7 protein-coding genes are annotated in these 25,385 nt (G+C 34.9%); all 7 read right to left on the reverse strand.

Annotated features, from left to right (window positions below; genetic code table 11):
• Positions 1–9 precede the first annotated feature (9 nt).
• The 7 genes from Q0857_RS12195 to nrfA all read right to left on the reverse strand — a co-directional run bounded on the left by Q0857_RS12195 (position 10) and on the right by nrfA (position 25,382).
• Positions 10–13,920 carry a T9SS type B sorting domain-containing protein gene (locus Q0857_RS12195; protein WP_298535640.1) on the reverse strand — a complete coding sequence of 4,637 codons (13,911 nt, stop codon included), beginning with the start codon at positions 13,918–13,920 and terminating at the stop codon, positions 10–12.
• Between the two features lie 402 nt (positions 13,921–14,322).
• Positions 14,323–16,758 carry a PorP/SprF family type IX secretion system membrane protein gene (locus Q0857_RS12200; RefSeq protein ID WP_298535642.1) on the reverse strand — a complete coding sequence of 812 codons (2,436 nt, stop codon included), beginning with the start codon at positions 16,756–16,758 and terminating at the stop codon, positions 14,323–14,325.
• Between the two features lies 1 nt (position 16,759).
• Positions 16,760–18,022 carry a gliding motility-associated C-terminal domain-containing protein gene (locus Q0857_RS12205; RefSeq protein ID WP_298535644.1) on the reverse strand — a complete coding sequence of 421 codons (1,263 nt, stop codon included), beginning with the start codon at positions 18,020–18,022 and terminating at the stop codon, positions 16,760–16,762.
• A 329-nt stretch (positions 18,023–18,351) separates the two neighbouring features.
• Entirely contained in the window at positions 18,352–19,680 is a 1,329-nt protein-coding gene (locus Q0857_RS12210) for a hypothetical protein (RefSeq protein WP_298535646.1), read from the reverse strand.
• Positions 19,681–20,010: 330 nt separating this feature from the next.
• Positions 20,011–20,460 carry a hypothetical protein gene (locus tag Q0857_RS12215; protein WP_298535648.1) on the reverse strand — a complete coding sequence of 150 codons (450 nt, stop codon included), beginning with the start codon at positions 20,458–20,460 and terminating at the stop codon, positions 20,011–20,013.
• Between the two features lie 204 nt (positions 20,461–20,664).
• Positions 20,665–23,799, reverse strand: coding sequence for a cytochrome c biogenesis protein (gene ccsA, locus Q0857_RS12220; protein WP_298535650.1), 3,135 nt, complete (start codon positions 23,797–23,799; stop codon positions 20,665–20,667).
• Between the two features lie 86 nt (positions 23,800–23,885).
• Positions 23,886–25,382, reverse strand: coding sequence for an ammonia-forming cytochrome c nitrite reductase (gene nrfA, locus Q0857_RS12225; RefSeq protein WP_298535653.1), 1,497 nt, complete (start codon positions 25,380–25,382; stop codon positions 23,886–23,888).
• Between the last annotated feature and the right edge of the window lie 3 nt (positions 25,383–25,385).

Genomic DNA, 25,385 nt, shown 5'->3' on the forward strand with positions numbered 1-25,385 from the left:
CTCTTTCCATTATCTATACAATGTAAAGTGTCCTATAAATTCACGATCATCTTTTGGGTCGTTTAGCTTTAATATATACCAATAGTCTCCAGATGGCAATGCTTTATTTTTATAATTTCCATCCCATTTTTCATTTACTCTTAGCAGCACTATCTCGCGCCCGTATCGATCAAAAACATGTACTGTTAAATCTTTGTATTGCGTGGTACAACCAGGTCCCCATTCATCTAATGTTCCATCACCATTTGGTGTGAAATAATTTGAAATACATACATCAACATATTCAAAATATCTTGTCACTGCTGAAACGCATCCATTGGCATCTGTTACATTTACCGTATAATCTCCCGAACTATATATATAAAATTTTTCTTCATCACCATATTCTTCTCCGTTAACAGAATAGGTATAAGGGGCCACCCCTCCTGAAACAGAAGAGACAATTTGGTTTAATTCTCCATCATTAATTGTAATATGCAATGGGTCAATTTGATCAATATCAAATTCTTGACTTAATTCTTCGCACCCATTGGTATGCCTTACCGTTATAATATGATCGCTTCCGGAAGGAACATCGGTAAACATATTACTTGACTGAAATAAACTTCCATCTAGAGAATAATCTACATCTGATAAATCTGTAATACTTGAATGCACGGAAACAGTTACGGTATTAGTTGACAAATTGGTGGTACAACCATATTCGATAGCCACTTGAGGTTCTAATAAAACAGACTCTGGTAGTGTAATATTCCATTCAGATTCGCAGTCTTGAGCATCTCTAACATAAACTATATGATTACCCCCACTCAAATTATCAAAGTCAAATTGAGTTTGCGCAGGTGTTCCTAACGCATACGTACCATCAATATCGTCTAGACTATAGCTATATGGCATTGTGCCTCCAGTAATATTTACACTAAATGCGCCATCAAGATCCCCAGAACAAATCTCAGGTACAATAGAATTAGGAACTATACTCAATAAAACTTCTGTAGGCTCATTAATTACAAAATCAATTAGCACAAAACACCCCAATTCATCTTGAACAATAGCTTGATAAGTACCCTCTGTTAAATCTTCAAAAATTGGAAATTCAAAAAATTGATTTAATTGTGGAGAAATAGCATACTTAATAAGTCCAGTACCTCCTGTAGCTATTATTTCTATACTTCCATTGTCTCCACCAGCACATGTAACGTCTGTTGTGCTAAATGAGGTTTCCAGTGTAAAAGAAGGCTCAGTAATCTCTACTTGTTCTGAAACTTCCTCACAATCAATGCCACTTGTTACACGCACTTGATATGTACCTGCAGGTAAATCAGTAAATACGCCTGGGTTACTTTGGGTCGGGGCTGGTGTAATATCTATTCCTATTTCATCTTGCAATATGTATGTATAATTACCTAAGCCTCCTATCGCACTAGCTACTATAACTCCAGTGTTGTCACCCTTACAATTTATAAAAGCGTTGGTAGCATCTATATTTACTTGAAGTTTAGGCACAGGATCTATAGTTATTTCGTTTGATACTTGAGAATTACATGCATTTGCATCTCTAACATAATATTTATAAGTTATTGAAGTCGTCTCAGGGAAAACTGTAATAGTTACATCTGTGGTAAAGCTTCCAATAACATTTGCAAAAAATGCATCATCACTATATTCATAGGATCCTGTTCCTCCTTTAGCACTTAAAGTAAGTGTCGATCCTGATGTACAGGTCTCAGAAGTTGATTGAACTAACAAAGCCTCAACTAAACTTGGTTCAGTAATAACTACGTTCCTTGTTGTAAATTCACAACTATACCCATCTTGTATAAGCACATTATATGTTCCTGCTCCTAACCCTGTAAAAGTACTAGAGGTTTGGGGTCCTGATGATGTAGCTACTGGTAAAATTCTATTAAGTGTAAATGTATAATTACTGCCCTGTCCGCCTCTTACATTAGTCACTTCAATACTAGAATTTGTATCTCCGAAGCATAAAACAGGTGTTAGAGTAGTAGCTATATCTGCAGTAATTGCTTGTGGATTTACTAGCAATACGTTTGTTGAAGCTACACAACCTTTACTATCTCGAACGCTAATTAAATAATCTCCTGCTACTAATCCTGAGAAATTTGACATATTGGCATATGCACTTATAATACCTCCTGCAGCAAATTCTAATTGAAATTCATAATCACCAGGCCATCCACCTGATGCCCCAGCAGAAATTGAACCATCATTGTTCCCACTTACACATGTAATTTCAGTATGTGTTTCTGAAATACTCAAGGCTTCAGTTGGTGCCGTAATGGTAAAGTTCTTGCTAATCGAACAAAACGGTGTATTTGTGAGACTTGCTGTAATGTTGTAAGTACCTGAACTCAAACCAGAAATAGTAATTGGTCCTAGATTGGCAGCTGTTCCTGACGTTACAGGATTACCTAGTACATCATCAATTGTATACGTAAATGGACCAGATTCATCTGTTGGGTTTGGTGTTCTATCTATAAATGTGATGTCAATACTGCCATCAGAATCACTAAAACAGGTCACATTAGCAACATTGTCTATAGTTACATCAAAGGTGTTTGGATCATTTACATAGTGTACAGTCTGTAAACTACAGCCTGTATCTGTATTTTCAGCAGTAATAATATAATCACCAATTGGTAAACTTGTGAATATTCCATTAATATTTGTTTGATTTGCAATAGCTCCACTAACATCTTCTAAAGTATACTCTAAATTTGTTGGGGTTCCTCCTGTTGAAGTGACTGAAACAGTGATGTCTTCATCATTGATACATGTGATGGCATTATCAATAACGACATCTAAAGTATTCAATTGAATAAAAGGTTGTATGGTAGCCGCTGTATCTCCTTGACAGCCTTTATCATCGTATATATTAATAGTATAAGTTCCTCCTAGTAAATCGGTTTCGGTATAAAGATTACTGCTAGTTGCTTGCACAACTGTTCCACCTTTAATAAACTCATAAATCGTGTAATTTGAAGACCCTCCAACGACTCCATTTACTGTAATTGTTGCAAAATTTGTTGAATTTGTATCTGCAGTACAAGCGTACTCCACAACCGTCGGCATTGGTATAATAATTTCATCTGGTTGGTTCACGGTAACAATTTCTGTTTCTATACAAGATCTGCCCGAAGTAACTTGAACGGTATAAACTCCAGCTATCAATCCTGAAAACACATTAGATGTCTGATTTCCAACTAACATCGGACCAGCTATAATCTCATATGTATAAATAGGATTATCATTAGTAACAGGTAAATTAACTGTTATAACCCCATCACTCCCTCCATTACAGCTTACTGCTTTTGGAGTTGTTGTAAAAATTACTGGTGTTGGTGGATCTAATGTTATAGTTGCATTTTTAGTACATACCGTGTCGTCTAACGTTATGGTATATAAAATATTTGATGATAATCCAGAAATCGTATTTCCTGAAACACTAGTACCCGCACTTGGGCTTATTGTATAACTATATGTTCCTGTGCCACCTGAAGCTGATAGCGTAATAACGCCATCTCCTACAAGCGAGCAACTCGGTAAAGTTGTAATTGAAGGTGATACGTCTAAAGATTCATTAATAGTAATTGATGTCGGACTTATTGCCGTACAACCATTTTCATCTTTTACAGTTACTGAATAAGCTCCCGGTAATAAATCTGTAAATGTATCGCTTGTTTGGTAGCCGTTTCCTATCGAATATTCTAAGGTTCCAACCCCAGTACTCGTTGTAACAGTGAACTCATAAAGGTCTCCCGTTACATTACATTGGTTCGCAGCAAGAGCAGGAATACTTACTGTTGGTAAAGGGTCATTAATAATTGTAACTGTTGTAAAAGTAGGTGTTATACAACTGGCATCTTTTACATATACATCCCAAGTTAAATTAGAACCAGAGTTGGTGTCTACACTTAAAACATTATTTGAGACGTAATCACTAGGTGTAGGCGTGCTGCCGGAAATTACTGCTGCGTATTCATAGTTAGGAGTTCCTCCTGATGCTGTTACCGTAATTACAGCGTTATCATTGTTACAATGCACATTTGTTCCAACAGCACTATCAATTGCTAAAGCGTTGGTTGGTTCAATAACTGTAACCGCTGTTGTAGCTGTACAACCAGTAACCTCATCTGTAACAGTAAGCGTATGATTTCCTGCTGATAATCCAGACTTAAGAATAACTAAATCAGTTTGTGTAAGAACCGCAGGGTCACTATCAAAAACATAACTATATGTGGTCGAAAAATCGCCTACTCTAAAACCTACAATGGCATCATTACCTCCATTACAACTTACATCATTCGCAACCCGTCCTCGTACCGTAATATTAGTCACAGGTTCTACCGTATATGATGCTGTATAGAAACATCCATTTTCATCTGTTACCCTAAAGGTGTAAGTTTCTGGAGCTAACCCTGTAAATATATTGGAAGGTTGCGGCCCTACAGAAATTGGTGCTATAATTTCATAACTTAATATGCCAACGCCATTTGTCGCTGTTAATTCTACGTTTGAGGTAGGTACTGTACAAGTTACTGTTGTAATAGGGTTAAACGTTAAATCTGTTGGTGCATTTAATCCTTCAAGAATTAATGATCCAGATTCGGTACACCCGTTGGTATCTTTCACAAAATAATTTATAGTTTGATCGGTACCATCATCAAACACAGTGAGTGATCTAGTTGAACTATAATTAACACCATCAAAACTATAACTATAAGGCGCTGTTCCTGTTGATGGAATATCAATAGTTACTAGAGCTCCTTGCTTAATATTAGATACATCACATAAGAAACCTGGTGAACTTGCGTTAACAACTAATGCTGAAGGCTGACCTATAGTTACTGAACTTGCCAGAGACTCGCATCTTTTAGCATCCCTAACTACTACACTATAGGGACTTCCCAAAAATGATAATCCATTGAAAACATTTGAAGCCTGAAAAGTTGTCCCACCGTCTATACTGAATTCATACGGTGCAACACCATTATCTGGAGTAACCACGATACTTCCATCGGAATCACCATTACAGGTTACGTCTACATGGGTTTCTGTAAGCGTTGGTGTGGTGTTTGGAGTTACTATAATCGATGCTGAGGTCGCCTGACATGTTTGAGAATCTGTTACTCTAAATTGATATGTTCCACTTAAATTTGTTGTAAAAACTGCCCCTCCAATAACGGTATAATTGAGACCGCCATCATTGCTCCACTCGTAGGTGGTATATGCTCCTGAGCCTCCACCTGGTGTCAAAGAAATACTAGCATCTACATCACAAGTTAAATCTTGTGTCATATTTGCATCTAATAATAGAGGCGGTGTAACTTCATAAGTTGTTGAAACGATACATCCATTTCCATCTTTTATCGATAGATTATAGGTACCCGCTGTACTTATATTAAAGGTGTTACTTGATTGGTATGCTCCTCCAATACTATAGGATAATGGCGCAATAGCAGTACCTGTACCTTCTACTAAGGTAATATTAATTGGTGTCCCATTAAAACATTGGGGCGGAACGGTATTAATTGTTGGTTCTAGATCTCTATCCAAAGTTATATCCACTTCTTGTATACAACCATAAGCATCCTTCACATATACTGTATAATCATCTGCCGATGTGCTAAATGTATTTGCTGAAGCCCAATTTAGATCTGAAGCTATTGGTGCTGGATCAGTATCTGACAACAATATGAATTCATATGGTGCGGTTCCATCTCTAGCTACTGCAGTAATAACACCTAATTCATTACAGTTTTCGTTTTTAGATACTGATGCTGTTATTGATAATAAGAATGCAGATTCTGTTATACTAACCGGAGATGTGGTAACACTGCATCCCGCATTAGTAGCTCCAACTGCTTCAGTAACTACAACAATATAACTACCTACCGGTAATGGACCTAAATTAGATACTGTTAAACTACCTGTTGCAGGTACTGTACCTGATCCTGTAATACCAGTGGTTACTAAAGATAATGAATCAAAGACTTCATATGTTACATCAGTAGTAACAGGGTAAATACTTGTTATATCAAAACTCACATTTCCATCTATACTACCAGTACAAGCAATATTATTGGATGTTGTCGCACTAGTAGTTAATGTTGAATTTGTTGGAATAGAAAGTGTAGACACTTCATAATAATAACATTGAGTTAATTCATCATATACAATAAAAGTATAAGTGGCACCTGGTATTAAATCAGTAAAAATAGTGTCTTCACTACCCGGAGTAGTTTCATCTTGCCATGGAAAAACTGTAGGTGCAGTATAAGTCATTCCTGAACCCGTATATATTGCAAAATGATATGGTCCACTTCCTGCTAAAGGTGCACCTATGGTTACAGTAGCAGAACCTCCAGTTGAACAATCTGCTGGTGGCGCCATTACGGTTATATCTAAATCATTAGGTGGCGAGGCTATTAATACATCTTGTATTAAAAAAGAACAACCATTTGTATCCACAACTAGAATTTGATATAATCCAAAATCAACAACATCAAAATTAACAGATGTTGTACCTAAGTTGTTAAGCTCTGATTTTGAATATCCATTAGAACTGGTTACAAAATAATTATATGGTCCATTTCCTCCTACTACACTATCAATGATAACTGATCCTTGAGTTAATCCTGGTCCAATACATGTTACGGGAACTGCAGTATATGCTACATTAAGGGATGATGGCTCACTAATAATAATCGTATCTGTATCAGTACATCCATTGGCATCTGTTACGGTAATAGTATAATCACCTGCATCTAAACCAGAAGTTTGAGTACCATAATCTCTGCTTTCAGTGTTATTAAAAACATTAATATCAAATGGTGATAAACCTAGTGCATTATTAATACTAATGTTTAGAGCACCTGTCTCTTCTCCATTACATAATATAGCTTGTGTTTGAACTACATTAGTAATATCAGGGTTTATTGGCGCAGACACCGTTATTGGGTTAGTTTCATACTCGCAACCATTATCATCAGTAATTTTAAATTGGTATGTATCTGCAACCGCAGTAGTATAAGAAGGCCCAGCTATAGTACTATAAGTCGCACCATTATCATCACTTACCTCATAAGTATAAGGCCCATTTCCGCCAGCGGCAGTAATATCAATACTGGCATCTTCATCACCTAAAACACAGGAGATATCTTTAGTCAAAGTAGCACTCGCTGTTAAAGGTTCGAAAACTTCAAGTGAATTACTGCTAATTGCTGTACAACCATTTCCGTCTCTTACAGTTACCGTATAATTCCCAGGAGTATTTACCGTGAATATAGGGCTTGATTGGTATGAAGCACCTCCATTAATACTATAAGATAAAGGAGCAATACCTGTGCCATTAGCGGTAAATGTAAAGCCTGACAACACACTACATTGATCTGGAGAAAGTGCAGGAACCGTTACTGTTGGAGGTGTATCTAAAGAAATTGTTGCTGTAGTGGATGCTATACAAGCATTCGCATCTTTTACATAAACATCCCAAACTAAATTGGATCCAGTATTAGTATCGACATTAATAACATTACTACTATTATAATCTGCAACACCGGGTACTGGGTCTCCAGCAACTACTGCAGCATAGGTGTAACTTGCCGTACCATTAGATGCCGCAACGGTAATCTGTGAATTATATTGGTTACAATGTACTTTTGTAGCTGTAGCACTATTAATTATTAACGCATTGGTTGGCTCGGTAACGGTAACAGTTGCTGTTTCCGTGCATCCTGTAGTTTCATCAGTTACTGTAATAGTTTGTATACCCGCTGTTAAGCCCGTAAATAAAAGGCGAGGATTGTTTTCAGCAGTAACAATAGGGGCTCCATTAAAACTATAACTATAAGTCGATGTAAAACGATTAATTCTAAAACCAATAGCTCCATCATTTCCGCCATTACAACTCACATTATTCGCTATTCGACCAGTTACAGCAATTTCAGTAACAGGCGGTATATTAATAGATTCCGTATAATAGCATCCACTCGCATCAGTAACTCTAAACACATAAGTCCCTGCTGTTAAGCCCGTAAATGTAGAAGATGTTTGTTTGCTAAATATAATTGGTGATGGGGCTAACGTTTCAAACTGTAAAGTTCCTACCCCATTAATTGTTGTAATATTTACGGTTGACGTTGGATTATTACAAGTGATCGTTGAAGCTACTAGGTCTAAATCTGTTGGTGGGTTTAAAGCATCGATAGTAATATCTTGAGGCAAAGTTTCACAACCATTAACATCTTTTACTGCATAAGAAATTGTTTGATTGCTTCCATCATCGTTTACTGTAAATGTATTACTTGAACTAAAGTTCGTTCCTCCATCAAAACTGTAAGTATATGGTGCTGTTCCTGTTGTTGGAACTGCAATAGTAATTAATGCCGATTGTTTTCCATTAGATGCATTACAGCTAAAATTTGTTGCTGTAGCTGTAGAGGCAAGAATAGTAGGTTCTGTTAGAGTTATAGAGCCGCTAAATATGCAATTTTTTGAATCTCTTACTTGGTAGCTATAGTTAATATTAGCACTTAATCCTGTGTATATAGAGGTAGATGAAAAAGAGCTTCCGTTAAAGCTAAAGGTATAGGGACCTACACCGCTACTAGGAATAATTTGAACTGTTCCATTAGAATTTCCGTTACAACTTGGATTTACTGTATTTACTGTTGCAGTAGGTAAAACAATAGGACTAACTGTAACCTCGTTAGAGAGGACTTTACAATTATTATCATCAATAACTTGAAACTGGTAGGTTCCAGCTGCTGTTGCGCTATAGGTGAAGTTTATTCCTGTAGACCCCAAACTACTAAAACCTCCTCCATTAAAAGCGACCTCGTATTGGTAATTTGAGCTAGCGTCAGGATAACCTCTAGATATAGTTCCACTAATAATAGCATCTGCCGAGGACGTACAGTCCAACTCCTTTGTTAGTGCCACATTTATTGTTACCTGAGGAGCAATTGTTTCGGTAGGTATAGTAAATTCGCATCCAAAGGCATCTCTAACAATAATGTTATAGTCGCCTGGTGTTAAATTATTAAAAATTGGGTTCGTTTGAAATGGGCCACCATTAATATTGTATTGATAAGGTAATTGGCCTCCAGAAGCTGAAACTTCTAAAGATGCTTTGTCGGCACTGTCATAACAATAATCGGTATTTATAATAGTTGCTGTTGGCGGTATAGCATTTACTAAATTAAGGGCAGCAGTTTCTGTGCAATTATTAATATCGGTTACTCTGATAATATAGTCTCCTTGAGCAACATTGGTTAAAATACCGGTGCTTGGAAAGTTTGAAACCAAATTTAAAGTAGTGTCTAACAATTCATAACTATAAGCTGGTGTTCCCCCAGAACCCACAGCCGTAACAGTGGCTCCATTAAGACAAGTCATTGGGCTCGACGAAACATTTACACTTAATGGCGCTGGCTCGGAAATGCTTTGATTAAAACTAAAATCACACCCCGTTTCTATGTTATCAAAACGAATTTGTACATTATAATTACCTCTAGCTAATCCAGGAATGTCGTGAGGTGATGTTAATTGAGTTATCCAATTTATTCCGTCTATAGAATATTGAAAACCATTCGTAGCATCAAAATTTTGAGCTGAAATTTTTATTGTTCCATCACTACTTCCTGCACAGCTTGCATTAGTCGTGCTTACTATTGCTGCTGTAAAGGCATTTCCTGAATCTATAACTATAGGAAAGTCTCTTTGCTTAATACAGGCAGTAGGTAGCTGATATACTCTAATGTCATCTATTGCCACATCATTACCACTAGTCTGTTGTACATTAGATCTAACAATAAATTTTAAGCTTGTGTTTGCACCTGGGTCTAGCGTTAAAGGTGTTTTTGGGTAATTCTCCCATACTTCTGTTTTTGGAATATTGCCGGTACTAAATGAAGATATCTCTGTACCCGATCCATCAACTAAAGCAACAGTTAAATTGGGATCAAATAACGAACTACTTGCCTTCACCAAATTCATGGCGAAAAATTCTACGTTTATGGGTTGGTTAGGTATAATATCATTTATGGTTTTTTCATACAGGATGGCTGTAGTAGGAATAGAAGCACCAATATTAACAACCAAATACCTCCCTTTAGGTGGAGGGTTCGTTCCAGGTGTATGGTCAGTGGGGTTTAGCCACGCTCCAAATGGCTGTTCAATATTCGCAGTAACAGAATATTCGCCATCATTTATGTGTGTACTATTTCCGCATTGTGTTGCAGCAACTTGCCTTTCAAAACAATAGTAAGTAGAATTTATTCCGGGGGAAAATGTATCATCACCATACCCAAAATTTTCAAATAATAAATTACTATAAGTCGGTACACTTAGTAATTGATAAGTTACACTTATAGTATGTGCGCCATTAGGCACATTTTCAAATACCGTAGGGTCTGCTGTATTCGGATTTTCAACGCCATCAAGCAAATATGTATATGCAAATGAGTTACTTCCTAAATTGGTAACTGTTACTGTTGAATTTGCAGAACCATCACAATTAAATTCTGGATCTGAAATATCAATGGTTGGTGCTAAAGGTTCTTGATCTATGGTGACATCCATGGTTGGAAATACGCATCCATTAGAATCCCTCACATATAGTGTATAGGTTCCAGGGGCTAAAAAAACTTCGTTAGAAGATGTCCACGTGGCTTGATTATCAAAACTAAACTCATAAGGCGGTATACCACCTTGAGGATTGGTAATTCTAACAGAACCTTCGCCTGATGGACCACAACCGGCTAATTGAGACACACCAGCTGAAGCCGTAACAGATGCAACTGGTTCTAAAACGGTAATACTTCTTGACGTGCTTAAGCACTGTGTTCCATTCAATGAATACCTAATTACAGCTTGGTATGTTCCTGCTATTAAGTTTGAAAAAATCGGGTTGTTAGAGTACGTTACCCCATTGTCAATGCTATATTCAATAGTATAACCATTTGAATTTGTAACATTAAATTGAATTTGACCTGAATTAGAGCCATAACATAAAATGTTTGTTTCATCAATATTAAAAACAGGTTCATCAATCTGTTCAACCTCTATAGATGTTTCTGCTCTACAGTTATTCGAATCTACAACACGGATATTAAAAGTTCCTGAAGCGGTTACAGGAATGATCGGAATATCTTGAAAATCTGTCCCACCGTTAACATAATATAAATAGGGAGGCGTTCCTCCGATTGGATAAACTGTAATTTCACCATCTTCGCAGGTTAAAGCTTTAGTGAGCGCAGAATTTACAGTTAAATGGGCGGGTTCTATGATTTCAATATCATTACTAAAGATACAGCCATCATCAGTAGATACATTTACTGTATATATCCCTTTGTTTAAATTTGCGAAAGTATGATCAGATTGATTTGTTAGTCCAGAACTACTCACAAGTGTTCCTCCTAATAAAATGGAGAAATTATATTGAGGTAGACCATCATTGATGGCAACCGATATTGTTCCTTTATCGCCAAAACACAAGGGTTGTGAAATGTTTGATGTAATAGAAACATCTCTTTGTCTAACATAAATACTCGGAGTTTCAAAAATACATGGGTTACTATCAACACCAACTTGTTTAGAATAAATAGTATAGTATCCTGGTGAATTAATTGCAAATACATTGGATGATTGATAAGGCCCTAGTGGATCCAAACTATACTCATAATCAGCTGGAAAACCTCCAGCTGTAACTTGACCTTGTGTATTACATATAATATCTCTTGCAGATATTGTTGGGGCCAATAGATTAGCATATACATTAAAATAGTAATTACTAAAACACCCCCCAGGATAATTAATAACAATTCTGAATTGACCAGAGGTGTCTGACACATAATTTGGTCCTGTTGCTATTTGATTCCAAGAACAACTAGAGCTTTCGTTAGCACAATTATCTATACCAACAGCCGAACAACTAGATTCATCTAATTTTTCCCAAATTATGGATACCGCATCTGCAATTCCTGTATTTATTTCCCTCGTAGCATTAACACCACATAAATATATATCTGGCAACGTCTTTCCATCGTTTGGGCAAATATTAACCTCATCAGCAAATGGAATTATAGGATTGGTAAGTGTGCTACCGTATGGTATCACCGTGATCTCCTCATTAATTGAAGTACATGTTGATAATGTTGTGTTTTTTACATAATATGTGCCTGTATTGACAGCTGTAAAGGTCTGATCAGTTCCAATCACAGGTGTTCCCGACGGGCTACTGGACCAAGAATAACTGTCATATCCATCGGCCGCAACTAAATCTACACTTGCTCCACAAAGTACTTGATCTCTTTGATAATTACAATTAGTTATATCTACTAAAAAATTAGTACTTCCAGGCACTCCAAAGCACTCTGTTGTAGCAAAACTTCCTTCGTCTACTACCAGCGCATTATTAATTACACCGCTATAGGAAGCAAAAGCTTGATTCGTAATTTCGTTTGAACATGCTTGACTTAAGTCATAACAATCGGATACAACTTGTGTTGCTAATCTTATAACAAACTCTGGATCTCCAACCTGTACTGAGCCACTTGGAATATTGAAAATAAGCGTTCTTGTGGAAGGATCATACGATTGAAGTGTTGCACCTCCAGCATTACTTAAATCAATGTCTGTAGCTGGATCAAAATATATATTATCTGGCAAGACATCTTTCAAAGTGAAATTCACCACATTATCATTTCCAACGCTTTGATAAGTTATTTCGTAAAATAATCGTTGCCCTAAAACAACGTCAGCCCCATCAATTTCAGTTCCTGTATCGTCTGTTACTATCTTCGTTAATACTATATCTGGCGCAATAACATCTACCGCAAATGAGTTTAAAAAAGTAAAAACTGGATCTGCTTGTCCTCGGGCTACTTGCAAAGTAAATCCAGACGAGGTGTCTCCATTCTTTATATATTCTGGCTCTGCATTTTTAATTTCTAAAAAACCTGTATCGTATCCCAATGTATTTGCGCTAAATGGGTTTCTTGGGTAGGATACCCCATCTGAATTCTCAATTACAGATCCAAAAAACTTATTTGCAGGTCTAAATGATGATGTGACCTCTTTTCCGTCAATTTCTAATTTTGTAGCACGTTTAGATCGATCTCCATCTAATGCAGCATAAGCCATTTGAATATCAATAGAACCAGATGGTGGTGTATTAAATCCAGAAATGGGAATTTCTTCAAAATGAGAATCATATATGTGACTAAATCCATCAAAAGTTGTAAAAGATTTCGTGTCTAAATTTGGGTCTTCATAAATGATCACTAATGTCCAACCTGCGGCCAAACCAGTACTGAAATTTGATCCTTCGCTTGAGGTAATATTAGCAGCAGTATATGTTCCCTCTAAACTTGAAAGTCCTGTTAAAAGGTTGGTTACATTTGCATAACAAGCATAAGGTATATTTGCCGGTTCTCCTGAAAACGAAGGAATAGGATCGACAATGGCATCATATATTATTTCACCAATAACATCATTATAAACTCTACTAGCAGGTGTTTTAAATTTAATTTGATTTATAGAAGACCTATCACCACTTTGCAAAATAGCACTCCAATACAATCCTGCATATACTACCCTATAACAAGTTGTAGAACTACCATCGGGCTGATTAGGAATCACCACATCTGCACTACTAGAACTAAAAGTTGACGATATACCATCTATATCAATGTATTGCATCGATATATCTTGGTTGTCTTTTGATAAATCGTTAAAAGGTAAGTTATCCTGGCCAAGTATACTGTTTCCAACAACTACCATATTTCCTTTCAACTCTATGTTTTTTCTTATGGTAAAAGGTTCAAATGTTTGCGCAGCACCAGTTATAGAGAGTAACAAAAACAGTAAAACAAACTGTAAAGTAGATCTATTCATAATAATTGGTTTTATATTTCCTTTATATGAGCTATTAAAAGAAATATAGCTAGTTGATGATTCTCTATAAAAAATTAAAAATGTAAGATTAAAACTTCTTAATAATACATTTAATCCGATTTAATTGACTTTTAACGATGTGAATATCGGTATTTTTATTGAAAGAATAAGACAAAAAGCATTTTTTTATGCATTTTATCGGATATTTTAAACATCTAAGCGTTATTTAAACGCAAAAAGAAGTATTAATACTACAATTTGTGCAAAAAAATAAGGAGTATCTATTCATTTCTTTTCGAACTTTTTAAAATGACTAAAAAAAATAGCCTTTTAAGATTAAAAGGCTATTACACTAGCAGTATAAGTTATGGCTAAAATTTATATTTAATCCTTAGCAGATGATTAATTTTCAATCTTTACCATAGACATGTTTCCATTATAAGGCTTACTGCCTTTAGAAGACATCGTATTTTGGGCGTCACTAATATTATTATGCTTTTCGTAATAAATATAATAGTTACTTGAATTTACGTCGTAGAAGAAATCGATATTAGATTCTCCTGCTTCAATAGCTTTTCTTATAAACTCATCTCTCTTATTTATATCTGAATGCACTGCCACAACTAAGTAGTAACCACTTTCAACATTTCTTACATCCTTAATAATTTGAATTGTACTTAAGGTCCTACCAAAATCAAAATCGTCGGCACTGTAAGTTCTAGAGTTTAAAACAGTATTCTGCTTAATTCTATTAAGATCAGATCTATCTTTACTATATCTATCATCCTCATTATCATATAGAGCTCGTTTTATTCTACGCTTCTTTTCTATTTTAATATCTTCTTTTAGTTGTTCAATTTTTATAAGAGATTTTTGTCGTAATTGAATAGCTTTTAACTGTTCAGATTTTAAATCTTTAATTTTTTGCTTATAAAACCTATTTGTAGGGTCTTGTTCATTAGGTACATCCTTAAGCCTTTTTTTGTATACTTCATCAAGCCTTCTAATATTGTCATTTTGAGATTTAATAACCTTATCTATATTTGAAGTTAACTCTTCTAGTTCTCTATTTTCTGCACTTACGCTTCTAAAAGCTTTAGGAGCACTAACAATCCCTTGTTCGCTTAAATCATTTTCTATAATTAAATCGTCAAGATCTTTCTGTTTCAAACTAACTTTTTCAGTTAATCTTGTTAACAATTCTTGTTGTTCTTTGTTTGATTCAACAGTTTCTCTGGTAATATCATTCATTAATACTGTAGCTTCATCTGTAGGAACAACACCTTCATCAACTTCTTCTTGTTCTTCTAACAAAGCTTGCGCGTCTTGTTCTGCCTTCAAACGTTCTGCCTCGGCAATTACCAACGCATCTTGTTCCGCTTTTAAACGTTGTGCTTCGGCTTGTGCTAATGCCTTATCTTCTTCTTCCTTGAGTTTAGCTTCCTGTTCTGTTTTTAAACGCTCTGTTTCTGCTAAGGCAAGTGCCTGAGCTTCTTGCTCTGCTTTCAAGCGTTGTTCTTCGGCTAATGCCAATGCCTTATCCTCTTCTTCCTTGAGTTTAGCTTCCTCTTCTGCCCTTAAACGCTCTGTTTCTGCTAGGGCAAGTGCCTGAGTCTCTTGCTCTGCTCTCAAGCGTTGTTCTTCGACTAATGCCAATGCCTTATCCTCTTCTTCCTTGAGTTTAGCTTCCTGTTTTGCTTTTAAACGTTCGGATTCTGCCAAAGCTAAAGCTTTATCTTTTTCCTCCTGCTCCTTATTCTGTTTAGCTAAAAGCGCGGCTACAGCCAATTCTGCACTATTGTCACTAGTTTTTGGAGCCGTCTTCCTTGGGTCAGGTTTCGAAGATCTATTCCGTTTTGCTAAATTGCTTTTTTTCTTTTCTGGTATTAAAAGAGCTTTCTCATCATCATCGCCATTATAATCGTATCTACTATTATTTTTAAACCTATAAGCTAAAGTAATATCATGTGAATGACCTAAAGTAGATAAATCACCCAAAGCTTTTTCGTAGTTATACTCTATAGCTATTTGAGAGCTTATATTTAAGCCTAACCCCGCTGATGCACCATATAAAGTATTATAGCCTACTTGCCCCCAAATTCCTTTAGGCACAGTAACCATCATAAGTCCAGAAATAACCGTTTGATCATTTTTAAATTCAGATCGAATCAATGCTGAAAATTTACTTTCATCAAAAAAACCACGACTATTGAAATACCCTGTATACATACCATGTATCTGGATACCTTGTTCTGGGTTATCCTCAATCATTTGTGAATTTGTGAAATTATATGATACTAAATTATTAATAGAAAGTCCAAAATCTAGAAATCCAATTCCGTAGTTTATTCCAGGATTAATAGTAATTACTAGGTTTGATGGAATATTGTCTAAAGATGGGTCAGGAAAATTTGTAATCACCTTACCTTGATTTAAACCGCTGTTATAAATTCCTAAATTCATACCAAAGGTTAAGTTACTTTCCCTATTAAGAACAATGTTATATGCAAAGTTAGCCACTCCTCCAAAAGTAGTAAGGACACCGTAGTTTTGTTGAAAAAGAGTTACTCCTGCCCCAATATTTTCTTCGAACCTTCCTGCGTATCCAAATAAGTAAGATTGTGGAGCGTTCTCGAATTGTGTCCATTCGAGCTTGTTCGTAAAGCTTATGTATTTGTTTTGTTCTCTAACAAAACTAAAAGTTGGATTTATCATGTGCTGATTAAACCTCAATGAGTTTCTTACAGGTAAATCAAGAGCAACCACTCCATCATCCTGAGAATAACCATTAAATGATAAGCAAACAATAAATGCGATATTTAGGAGGTACTTTATCATACTACTTCACTACCGTTATAGTTCCTTTTTTAGTTTCTCCATTTGCCGTGGTAATAACATAGTAAAAAAGAGGATTAACACTCATAAAATCAAGGTCTCTTTCAGGCCAGTTATTTTGATAGTTATTTGTTCTAAGCTCGGTCTTACCTTGTGCACTAATTATGAGCACTTCGGTATCTGATTTGTTAACATAAGCCTTGGGTATGACCCAGGTATCATTAATGCCATCTCCATTAGGACTAATAATATTTGGAATATTTTCAACATCTGGAAAGGGTGTACTTACTTTAAAAATAAATTCATCCGATGATAAACACCCTATTGTTTGAGCTACTACAACTTTATAATCCCCTGTTTCAGTGACTTCATAGCTATCATTTACAGCTCCAGGAATAACAATATCATTTATAAACCATGTAAACTCAGGACTATTTGCTGTAGTGGTTACCGTAACAAATAAAGTTTCTCCATCATCAAGAATATTTTCATCCATAGCATCAATACTACTTTCAAAACCACTTGTATTTAAATCAATTTTTGCGCTTGTTGTACAACTTCCTAAGTCGATTACTACAGAATATTCACCTGTCTCATTGGCGTCATAGGTTTGATTCGTGGCACCAGCAATTTCCACTCCATTTAAAAACCATTGATACCCATTACCATTTGTAGTACTTAATGTTGTTGGTCCATCATTAATGCAATAAGGATTTCCAAGACTTGATATAATACTACTAGTACCTGTTCCTGAGTCTAGCTCTGAAACAGTAACTCGATTTGAATGTGAATTTGAAGTACATGTACCATAATTGGTTTCTACAAAATAAGTTCCAGGTGCACTTACCGCTAAACTGGAACCGTCTGCCACAAATTCTGATGTAGTCGGGCTAGTTTCTATAAACCATCTATAGGTTAAGGATGGGTATTGCAAAGGCGAATCATTAGTTGGCCCTCCAGGATTATCTATGGTTAACAAATAACTCCCTCCAGAACAATAGGATGCTGTTGAAACTAAATTATTTATAGAAAAAGGGGTATCCTGTAATTTGTAATATGCGGGAAAGGTATCTGATCCTGTACTTGTAGCTGCTGGAGCTGTACCTCTTATTCTGATTTTGTAAGACTCGCCATAAACTGTTTCAGGAAGATCAAATCTAATTGTGGCTGGTGATGTAGTTACACTTCCAGCAACTGAAGTGTAAATAATTTCTGAATTAGTAAAATTATCATCCGATAATTCAATAATAAATTGATTGGTTGACATCAACGAGCCTTCCGAAAATGAAAACCTTACCTCGAAAGATTTGAAATCAGGATTTGCGCACGCTTGGCTGAACTGGATATTTGGCTTACCTATCTGTCCGTAAGATAAATGCACAAAACACAAGATCAAGAAAACTACGATATTTATTTTTGAAAACACTCTCATCAAACCTTGTTTTTCCATTGCTCAAAAAACACTTAATAATTACTGTAATCGTTCTTATTAAATGAAGGTGTGCTAATTAAATACATACTTTATTTAATTAGCACATATTTTAAAATTGTCCTAAATTTTCTATTTTATTAATTATTAAAACAACCTTTTGAATTCTAGTTATCTTTTAGATCTGAATCAACCTCATTCGAAGCAATAATCTTATTAATTCTCAACCTATAATCAGGTCTTTTGGAGTTACCAGCTATATTAATAAAGGTTTCAGAATTATGACTTTTAGAATAAACATTGAAAAACGCATGGTTTCCGTACCAGTTTTCTAAATCTTCATTATTAGAATTATTTTCAACAAAAATGTTTCCATTACAATTATTGAAGTACATATTAGAAAATTTAATTTTGTCTAAATTTTCTTGATTTACAGCTATTTTATCTTCAAACAGAACGGCTGGGTTAAATCCAGAAATAACACTTTTTGTCATATCTAGTGATGCATTTTCTCCAACATACACAGCTTCTCTTACTAAGCCCATTTTAATATCTTCTTTAATATTACTACTAGTATTTAAAAATGTTAAGTTAGTAGCAGTAACTGAAGTGAATTTTTTAGAAAAATCAACATCCTCTTTCTTATCATATGATGCAATCTTTAAGCATCTCGCTCCACTACTATTGGAAATATATGGAGATCTTAATGCCAAAGAATTCGTCAATTCTGTTTGCGAACCATAGTTAAATTTAAAATCGTTGTAGTTTGCTTTGTATGAAACAATTCTATTAAGGTTAACATTTCCCCCCCATACTTCAAATGAATTACCCGCTGCATAACTAACCATTATATTTTCAATAATAGTTTCTCGTCCTACTCCTGCAAGTAATAAACCATTAAAATGCTCACCTCCTTGAATACGCTTACCTGCATATTCAATTCTAACATACTTCATTAATCCAGAGTTACTATTTAAATCTGTACCTCCATAATTAGTATGAACATAGTTAGAAGGGTCAAGTTGATTGTGAAAGGAAGCCACAGATCCGTTTCCGAATTTATTTGTAGGTGCATCTCCAAGTATCATTACACCTCCCCAATCACCAGCTCGTTTAACACTTCTATTTGAGGTAAATACAATAGGATCAGTTTCAGTTCCATTAGCGACAATACCAGATCCTTTAGAAATGGTCAAAGCCCCTTTAGATTGATAATCACCAATTATAACCGTTCCAGGTTCAATTGTTAAAACTGCGTTGTTAGTAACAAATACACTTCCAACCAATAAATAAACATGTCTTTTAACAAGTTTAAGATCTTCTGTTATATTTCCAGTTAAAATTTGTGTGGGTTCGTCATAATCTTCAGTACCAGGCTGAAATTCAGTCCAGTTAGACAACCAATTGTTAGTTCCGATTATTCCCTTTTCCTGTTGAGCAAAAGCACTTGTAATAGCAAAAAGAAATATGAAAGCGATTTGGGTAAAACTTTTCATAATAAAAACATTTTAATGTTAAAACCTATATACGATTTTTTAAAAATTAATTAATAATCAAATTTAGTAAAATAAATCTATGAAATACCAATTATTTCGATAAAATGCATTTTTTAATAAAATATGAACATAATTTTATCGATGAAATGCATAAATACTCGATTTAATAAGTGCGTTCTTATGATAGCATGCTAACTTTTAAATGCATTTATACTTTAATTGAGCTGTATTAAGGTTAATTAAAATCATAAAAAATGCCAAACAATGTTAACTTAAAAAGTTTACATAATTTGGCATTCATTTATAACAGTACTATTGAATTTGTTCTAATTAACGAAATTCGTTATACTGATGTAATGATTTCATTATTTCTTCATAAAACAATATAGCAGCGATAAGATTCTTTGTATCTCCATAGGGTAAAAATTTCCTTTGAAACTCCAACGTATTTTCTAGATAATCATCTGTATTTTCAAATTGATCATCTAGTGCTTTGGTATTATCATTATTATCAGGAATTCCTAATGCAGTCATGGTTACACCAGGCTTTGTTGCAAAAGCAATATATGGTAACGTGCATGCTAATACTTGATTTCTCTCTTCATACAATTTAATTAAATCTCCCTTCTGTAGACGTTCTAGTTCTTCCTTATTGTGATATTTACTAATAGTTACTTTATCACTAATAATACTTTTAGGACCTTTACCTTTTTTTTGTGCAAAACCTACGCCAGTCAACAAAAAGAGACTAAAGCTTAATAAAAATATCTTTGATTTCATGTCTAAGATTTAGGGATTCAATTCACAAATTTATGTAATTAAACGAATAAAACAAGCGTTTTGTCGATTTTTTTACTAAAAGATAGTGATTTGAAAGATTATTCATATGATTAAAAATTACAATAAAGTATTAAAACGTCATTACTAGTCTGAAAATCAACACATAGCATTATACTACTATTAATTTACTTATCATATTCCGCTTTACTTTAAGTCAAATCTAGTTTTTCGATAATAGGCCAAAACTGATACCAAAATAACAATTATGATTAGCACATAAATAAACGTAGGAATAGGTAATGGGTCACCTGCGGCATAACTATGCAAACCCGACAGATAGTAATTCACACCAAAAGAAGTCATAATAATAGATCCAAAAGCAAAAACACTAACCATATTAAGCACATATACTCCCTTTAGTCCTGGTATAAGTCTTAAATGTAATACTATGGCATATACAATAATACTAATGAGTGCCCAGGTTTCTTTAGGATCCCAAGCCCAATAACGCCCCCAAGATTCGTTGGCCCAAATACCTCCCAAAAAGGTACCTACGGATAAAACAAATAAACCTATAGTCATTGATATTTCGTTAATATAGGTTAATTCCTTAATTCTAATATCAATTTCTTTTTTAGACTTTTTTGTTTTAAAAATCATTAATAGTAGTGCCATAAAACCTAAAATTGCCGATAAAGCCAACGGTGCATAGCTACTAACAATAGTTGCTACATGTACTTTTAGCCAAAACGATTTTAAAACCGGCATTAAGTTCGTAATTTCAGGACTCAACCAATCTAAATAGCTAACAAATAATAAAGCTCCTGCAAATAATGTGGAAAGAGGTAATGCAAAATCTGATTTTCTAAACGTTAGCAACCCACATAATAATAAAACCCAGGAAACAAACACTAACATTTCATAACCGTTACTCCATGGGGCATGTTGAGCGACGTACCATCTTAAAATAATATTACCAGTAAACATTAAAAAACAAATTAGAGTAAATACTATTAAAACATTCCAAAATACCTCTAACCACTTCTGCGCAGTAAAAATCCTCATAATTGCTATTACAAGAAGTATAGCTCCAATTGTAAAGAAGACTTGAAATAACCAAAAGTTTAAATTAAGCTGATTATACCATAACTCAGCTTCAATTCGTTTTCTGCTTGGTATAACTTCCTTACCCAAAACATCTTGAAATGTTTTAATATATTCTAGCTTTTCGCTAGCCGAAACCCATTTTTTTGAGTTAACATCGTTGAAATATGATGGTATAATGTTTTGAGCAAACTTTGCATCTTCTTCTGGAAAATCATTAAAGTGATGCGTTTGCGAATGCCACTTATTATTTTCATCATTGCTATTTGGAAAAATTTTTAAATAATTTCCTGAAAAAACATTGTACAATATATTAAAACGCTCATCTACCTTTAACACTTCCTTATCAAGCTCACTGCGTTCAGCTGGTTTCTTTTTATTAGCTTCTTCGGCAGCTTTAGTCAATATATATTGACCACTATCATCAAGTAACCCTGTGAACGAAACCAAACCATCTTCACTAACATCTAATTCCTTAAATAAAGTTCCTCCTTTTTTTAAGTCTACTTTAATTAGGGGAATATATTGCCAAATATTCGATGCTGACTGCATGGCTAAAAAAGCTTGATTAGCACTAAACTTGATATGCTTTTTATCTTCAGTAAATTTGAAATATGGTTTCCTTGATAGCTTTCTTAAAAACTCAGATGCCAAAGTATTCATCGGTTTTATTCTTCCATCTAAATCTTGAACCATAAGTCTACCAAACATTTCAGCATGTTGCTCATCCACTTCTAATTTACTAATAGTATTAATGGAAATTTCGGGAGCTTTAGTTTGACCAAAGGCTGTCGAAGTAAATAAAAGTAATAAAACAATTGACGAAGTTGTTTTACGTTTTAGTTTTTTCAAATTCTGATTTACTAAAGTAAACCGTGAGCTCTTACCAAAAAGTGTAAAAAACATACCTATCATCATCAAAAAATAGCCTAAATAAGTCACGTTAGTTCCTAGGACATCATGATTAACTGCCAAAACAGTTCCCAATTCATCCGTATCATAACTAGCCTGAAAAAATCGATACCCTTTATAATCTAAAACGTTATTCATAAAAATACGATGCGGTATTTCTTCTTGTCCATCAATTACTTTCACCTCGCTAGCGTAGGCTGAAGGACTTGTAGAACCCGGGTAACGCTCTAGTTGAAAATCGTCTAATTGAATTGAAAATGGCGTAATTATAGGCTCTGCTCCATAAGACAGCGAGACCTTTACATTGTCCAGAGTAACATCATGCTTCGTAGGTAAGAAGCCCTCACGATATAATATCCTTGTATTTTCAGATTGATTATTAACACTAACATTTACAATTAGGGCATCATCTTTTTGTTCATCATTATCCTTGGGCTTTTCAGACTCACTAACTAATACTATTTTGGCATTTGGATGATAAGATGTTGGTACAAAAGAAGCATCGCCATCTCTGTATAAAGTTCGTAATTGAATATTATGAATACTATCTTTCTTTATAGTTCCAGCTGTTTCGGTTGCCATAACAAAGGTGCTCAGATTACGAGGAGATAGAATACTAAATACCCCATCATTCTCCATTATATTAATTACGCCTTCCTCTTGAACATCGAATCCTACTTTATGGCGGTGTGCACCAATAGCTTCAACTTCTCCCCTTTCTAAAAAAACAGTCTCTCTACCATTACCTGCAGATACTACCATTTGTATCATGGTCTTTCCATTTTCAACATCATCTTTAATCACAGGAATGGCATCAGCTATAAAATCATCAAATTTAATGTGTATTGTTTTTCCATTTAAGTCGTCATTAAGCTCAAAATAATTATTGCTTAAAGTTGAAAATTCAATTTTTTTTCTAATTGTTTTAGTTGCGCGTCCATCTGATAAATGCACATGTAAATAATTATGATCTGATATTATTAAATTTGAAGAAGCCCCTTCCCTAATTCTCATAATACCACCGTAAGATGCATATCTGGTAATTCCAGCCCCTAATAAAACAATAATAAAAGCTAAATGAAAAGTCAATAAAGCCCATTTCTCAAGTCGCCATAGCTTGTACTTATATATATTCATGATAAAGCAAATACCTAAACCCAGCATTACCATTTCGAACCACCAAGCATCATAAATTAATTTCCATGCTGTTGCTGTTCCAAAATCATTTTCTATAAATGTGGCTACTGCCATGGCTACACCAAAAACAAGCAGAAGTAAAACTGCTAAGGATGATGATGATAATATTTTAAACAACTTATTCATTATAAAGAATTTGCATTAAAAGTAAAAAGATACCCTATCATTACAACAAGGTACCTTTATTAAGCATTATAAGTATACAGTAATAATTAGTTTGCAGCCGAAACTGTATTTATAGGCATTTTATCTTCTCGAGCCTTAGCTTCTTCCAGCCATTTAGGCAATACATTTTTCTTAAACTCCGCTTTATCAGCTTCTAACTTTTCCATATCTAAACCAATAAACTCTTGTGCTTTTGCTTTAGTAGATATATCAGGCATATCTAATGGTTTATTATGCCCTAATTCAGCTAATAATCTTGCCAATTTAACACGAGCTTCTTGAGCAATTACCAGACCACTACCAATCACACGAGCTGTTTCGACAGGTGAATGAAAAGATGCTCCGTGTGCCGCCGCCGAATAATCCCAACGCCATTGTCCGTGACGAATGTCGGTTAAAATAGGTTTCATCTGTTCTTCAGTAGCACCTAAGTCCCAACAAGCTTTAGCTTCTAAATGCGCTTTTACAAGCAAGTCCTCTAATTTTAATCTATTCTCAGTAGCCTTTTGTTGTCTATCATAAACATTAGCAATTAACTTACTAGATTCTTCACGATGACAAACTTGACATGCATTAGATGTATTATTTAGAGGGGACTGAATATGGTGATCGGTAAATTTTTGCCCACCTTCACTTTTGTAAGGCATATGGCAGTCTGCACAAGACACACCTCTGTCGGCATGTACCCCTGTGGTAAACGTTTCGTAACCTGGATGTTGTGCTTTTAGCATAGGAGCTTTACTAATTTTATGCGTCCAATCCTTAAATTCAAGGTTATCATAATAGTTTTCCATGTCTTCTACCGTCATTCCATCTTTCCATGGAAAAACTAAATATGGTGTACCCTCTTTTCCTGGTAAATTTTTATTGAAATAATACTCAACGTGGCATTGAGCACAAACCAATGAGCGCATTTCGTTATGCGTGGCCTGATTAATATCTTTTCCCATAGCATCAAAAGCTTCAACCAAAGCAGGTCTAGTAATTCGAAGCTTCATAGATTTCGGGTCATGACAGTCAGCACAGCCTATTGGGTTAACAATTTCTTCACCCTTATCTGACCATTTACCGCTATAGAATTCTTTTACACCAATTTCATTCATCAAACGAGGTACATCAGGGCTTTTACATGTCCAACAAGTTGCTGGCATTGGACCATCTCCCTTCCCTTTCGGGCCTCCTGTTCTTAAAGTATTATGAATATCATCAATAGCATACGCATGCCCTCTTCCTTGATTGTAATCTTTTGAAAAACCATATCCAGCAAACAAAATAACTAATCTTGGATCCTCTTCAAGAACATCCCTCATAGCAGAACCGCCTTGCATAGACGCAAATGAAGTATCTAAAGTCTGCATGTAAGATTGATATTCTAAAGGAAAATTATCTCCCCAAACTTCATTTCTGGGTTCATTTTCACCGATATCAACCTTGGGTACATACTTATATTTAGCCTCTGATTTTCTATCGACAATACTAGAAGCTAAAAGCCCCAGTAGAAATACGACAATAATGGTTACGATAAATAATACTTTGTTTTTCATCTC

The sequence above is a fragment of the uncultured Algibacter sp. genome (assembly GCF_947495925.1).
GTDB lineage: Bacteria > Bacteroidota > Bacteroidia > Flavobacteriales > Flavobacteriaceae > Algibacter_E.

Bases quoted from the DNA above. Each gene is read 5' to 3' on its own strand.
- nrfA (WP_298535653.1), bottom strand. From the start codon at position 25,382: ATGAAAAACAAAGTATTATTTATCGTAACCATTATTGTCGTATTTCTA.
- Q0857_RS12195 (WP_298535640.1), bottom strand. From the start codon at position 13,920: ATGAATAGATCTACTTTACAGTTTGTTTTACTGTTTTTGTTACTCTCT.
- ccsA (WP_298535650.1), bottom strand. From the start codon at position 23,799: ATGAATAAGTTGTTTAAAATATTATCATCATCATCCTTAGCAGTTTTA.
- Q0857_RS12200 (WP_298535642.1), bottom strand. From the start codon at position 16,758: ATGATAAAGTACCTCCTAAATATCGCATTTATTGTTTGCTTATCATTT.
- Q0857_RS12205 (WP_298535644.1), bottom strand. From the start codon at position 18,022: ATGTCAACCAATCAATTTATTATTGAATTATCGGATGATAATTTTACT.
- Q0857_RS12215 (WP_298535648.1), bottom strand. From the start codon at position 20,460: ATGAAATCAAAGATATTTTTATTAAGCTTTAGTCTCTTTTTGTTGACT.
- Q0857_RS12210 (WP_298535646.1), bottom strand. From the start codon at position 19,680: ATGAAAAGTTTTACCCAAATCGCTTTCATATTTCTTTTTGCTATTACA.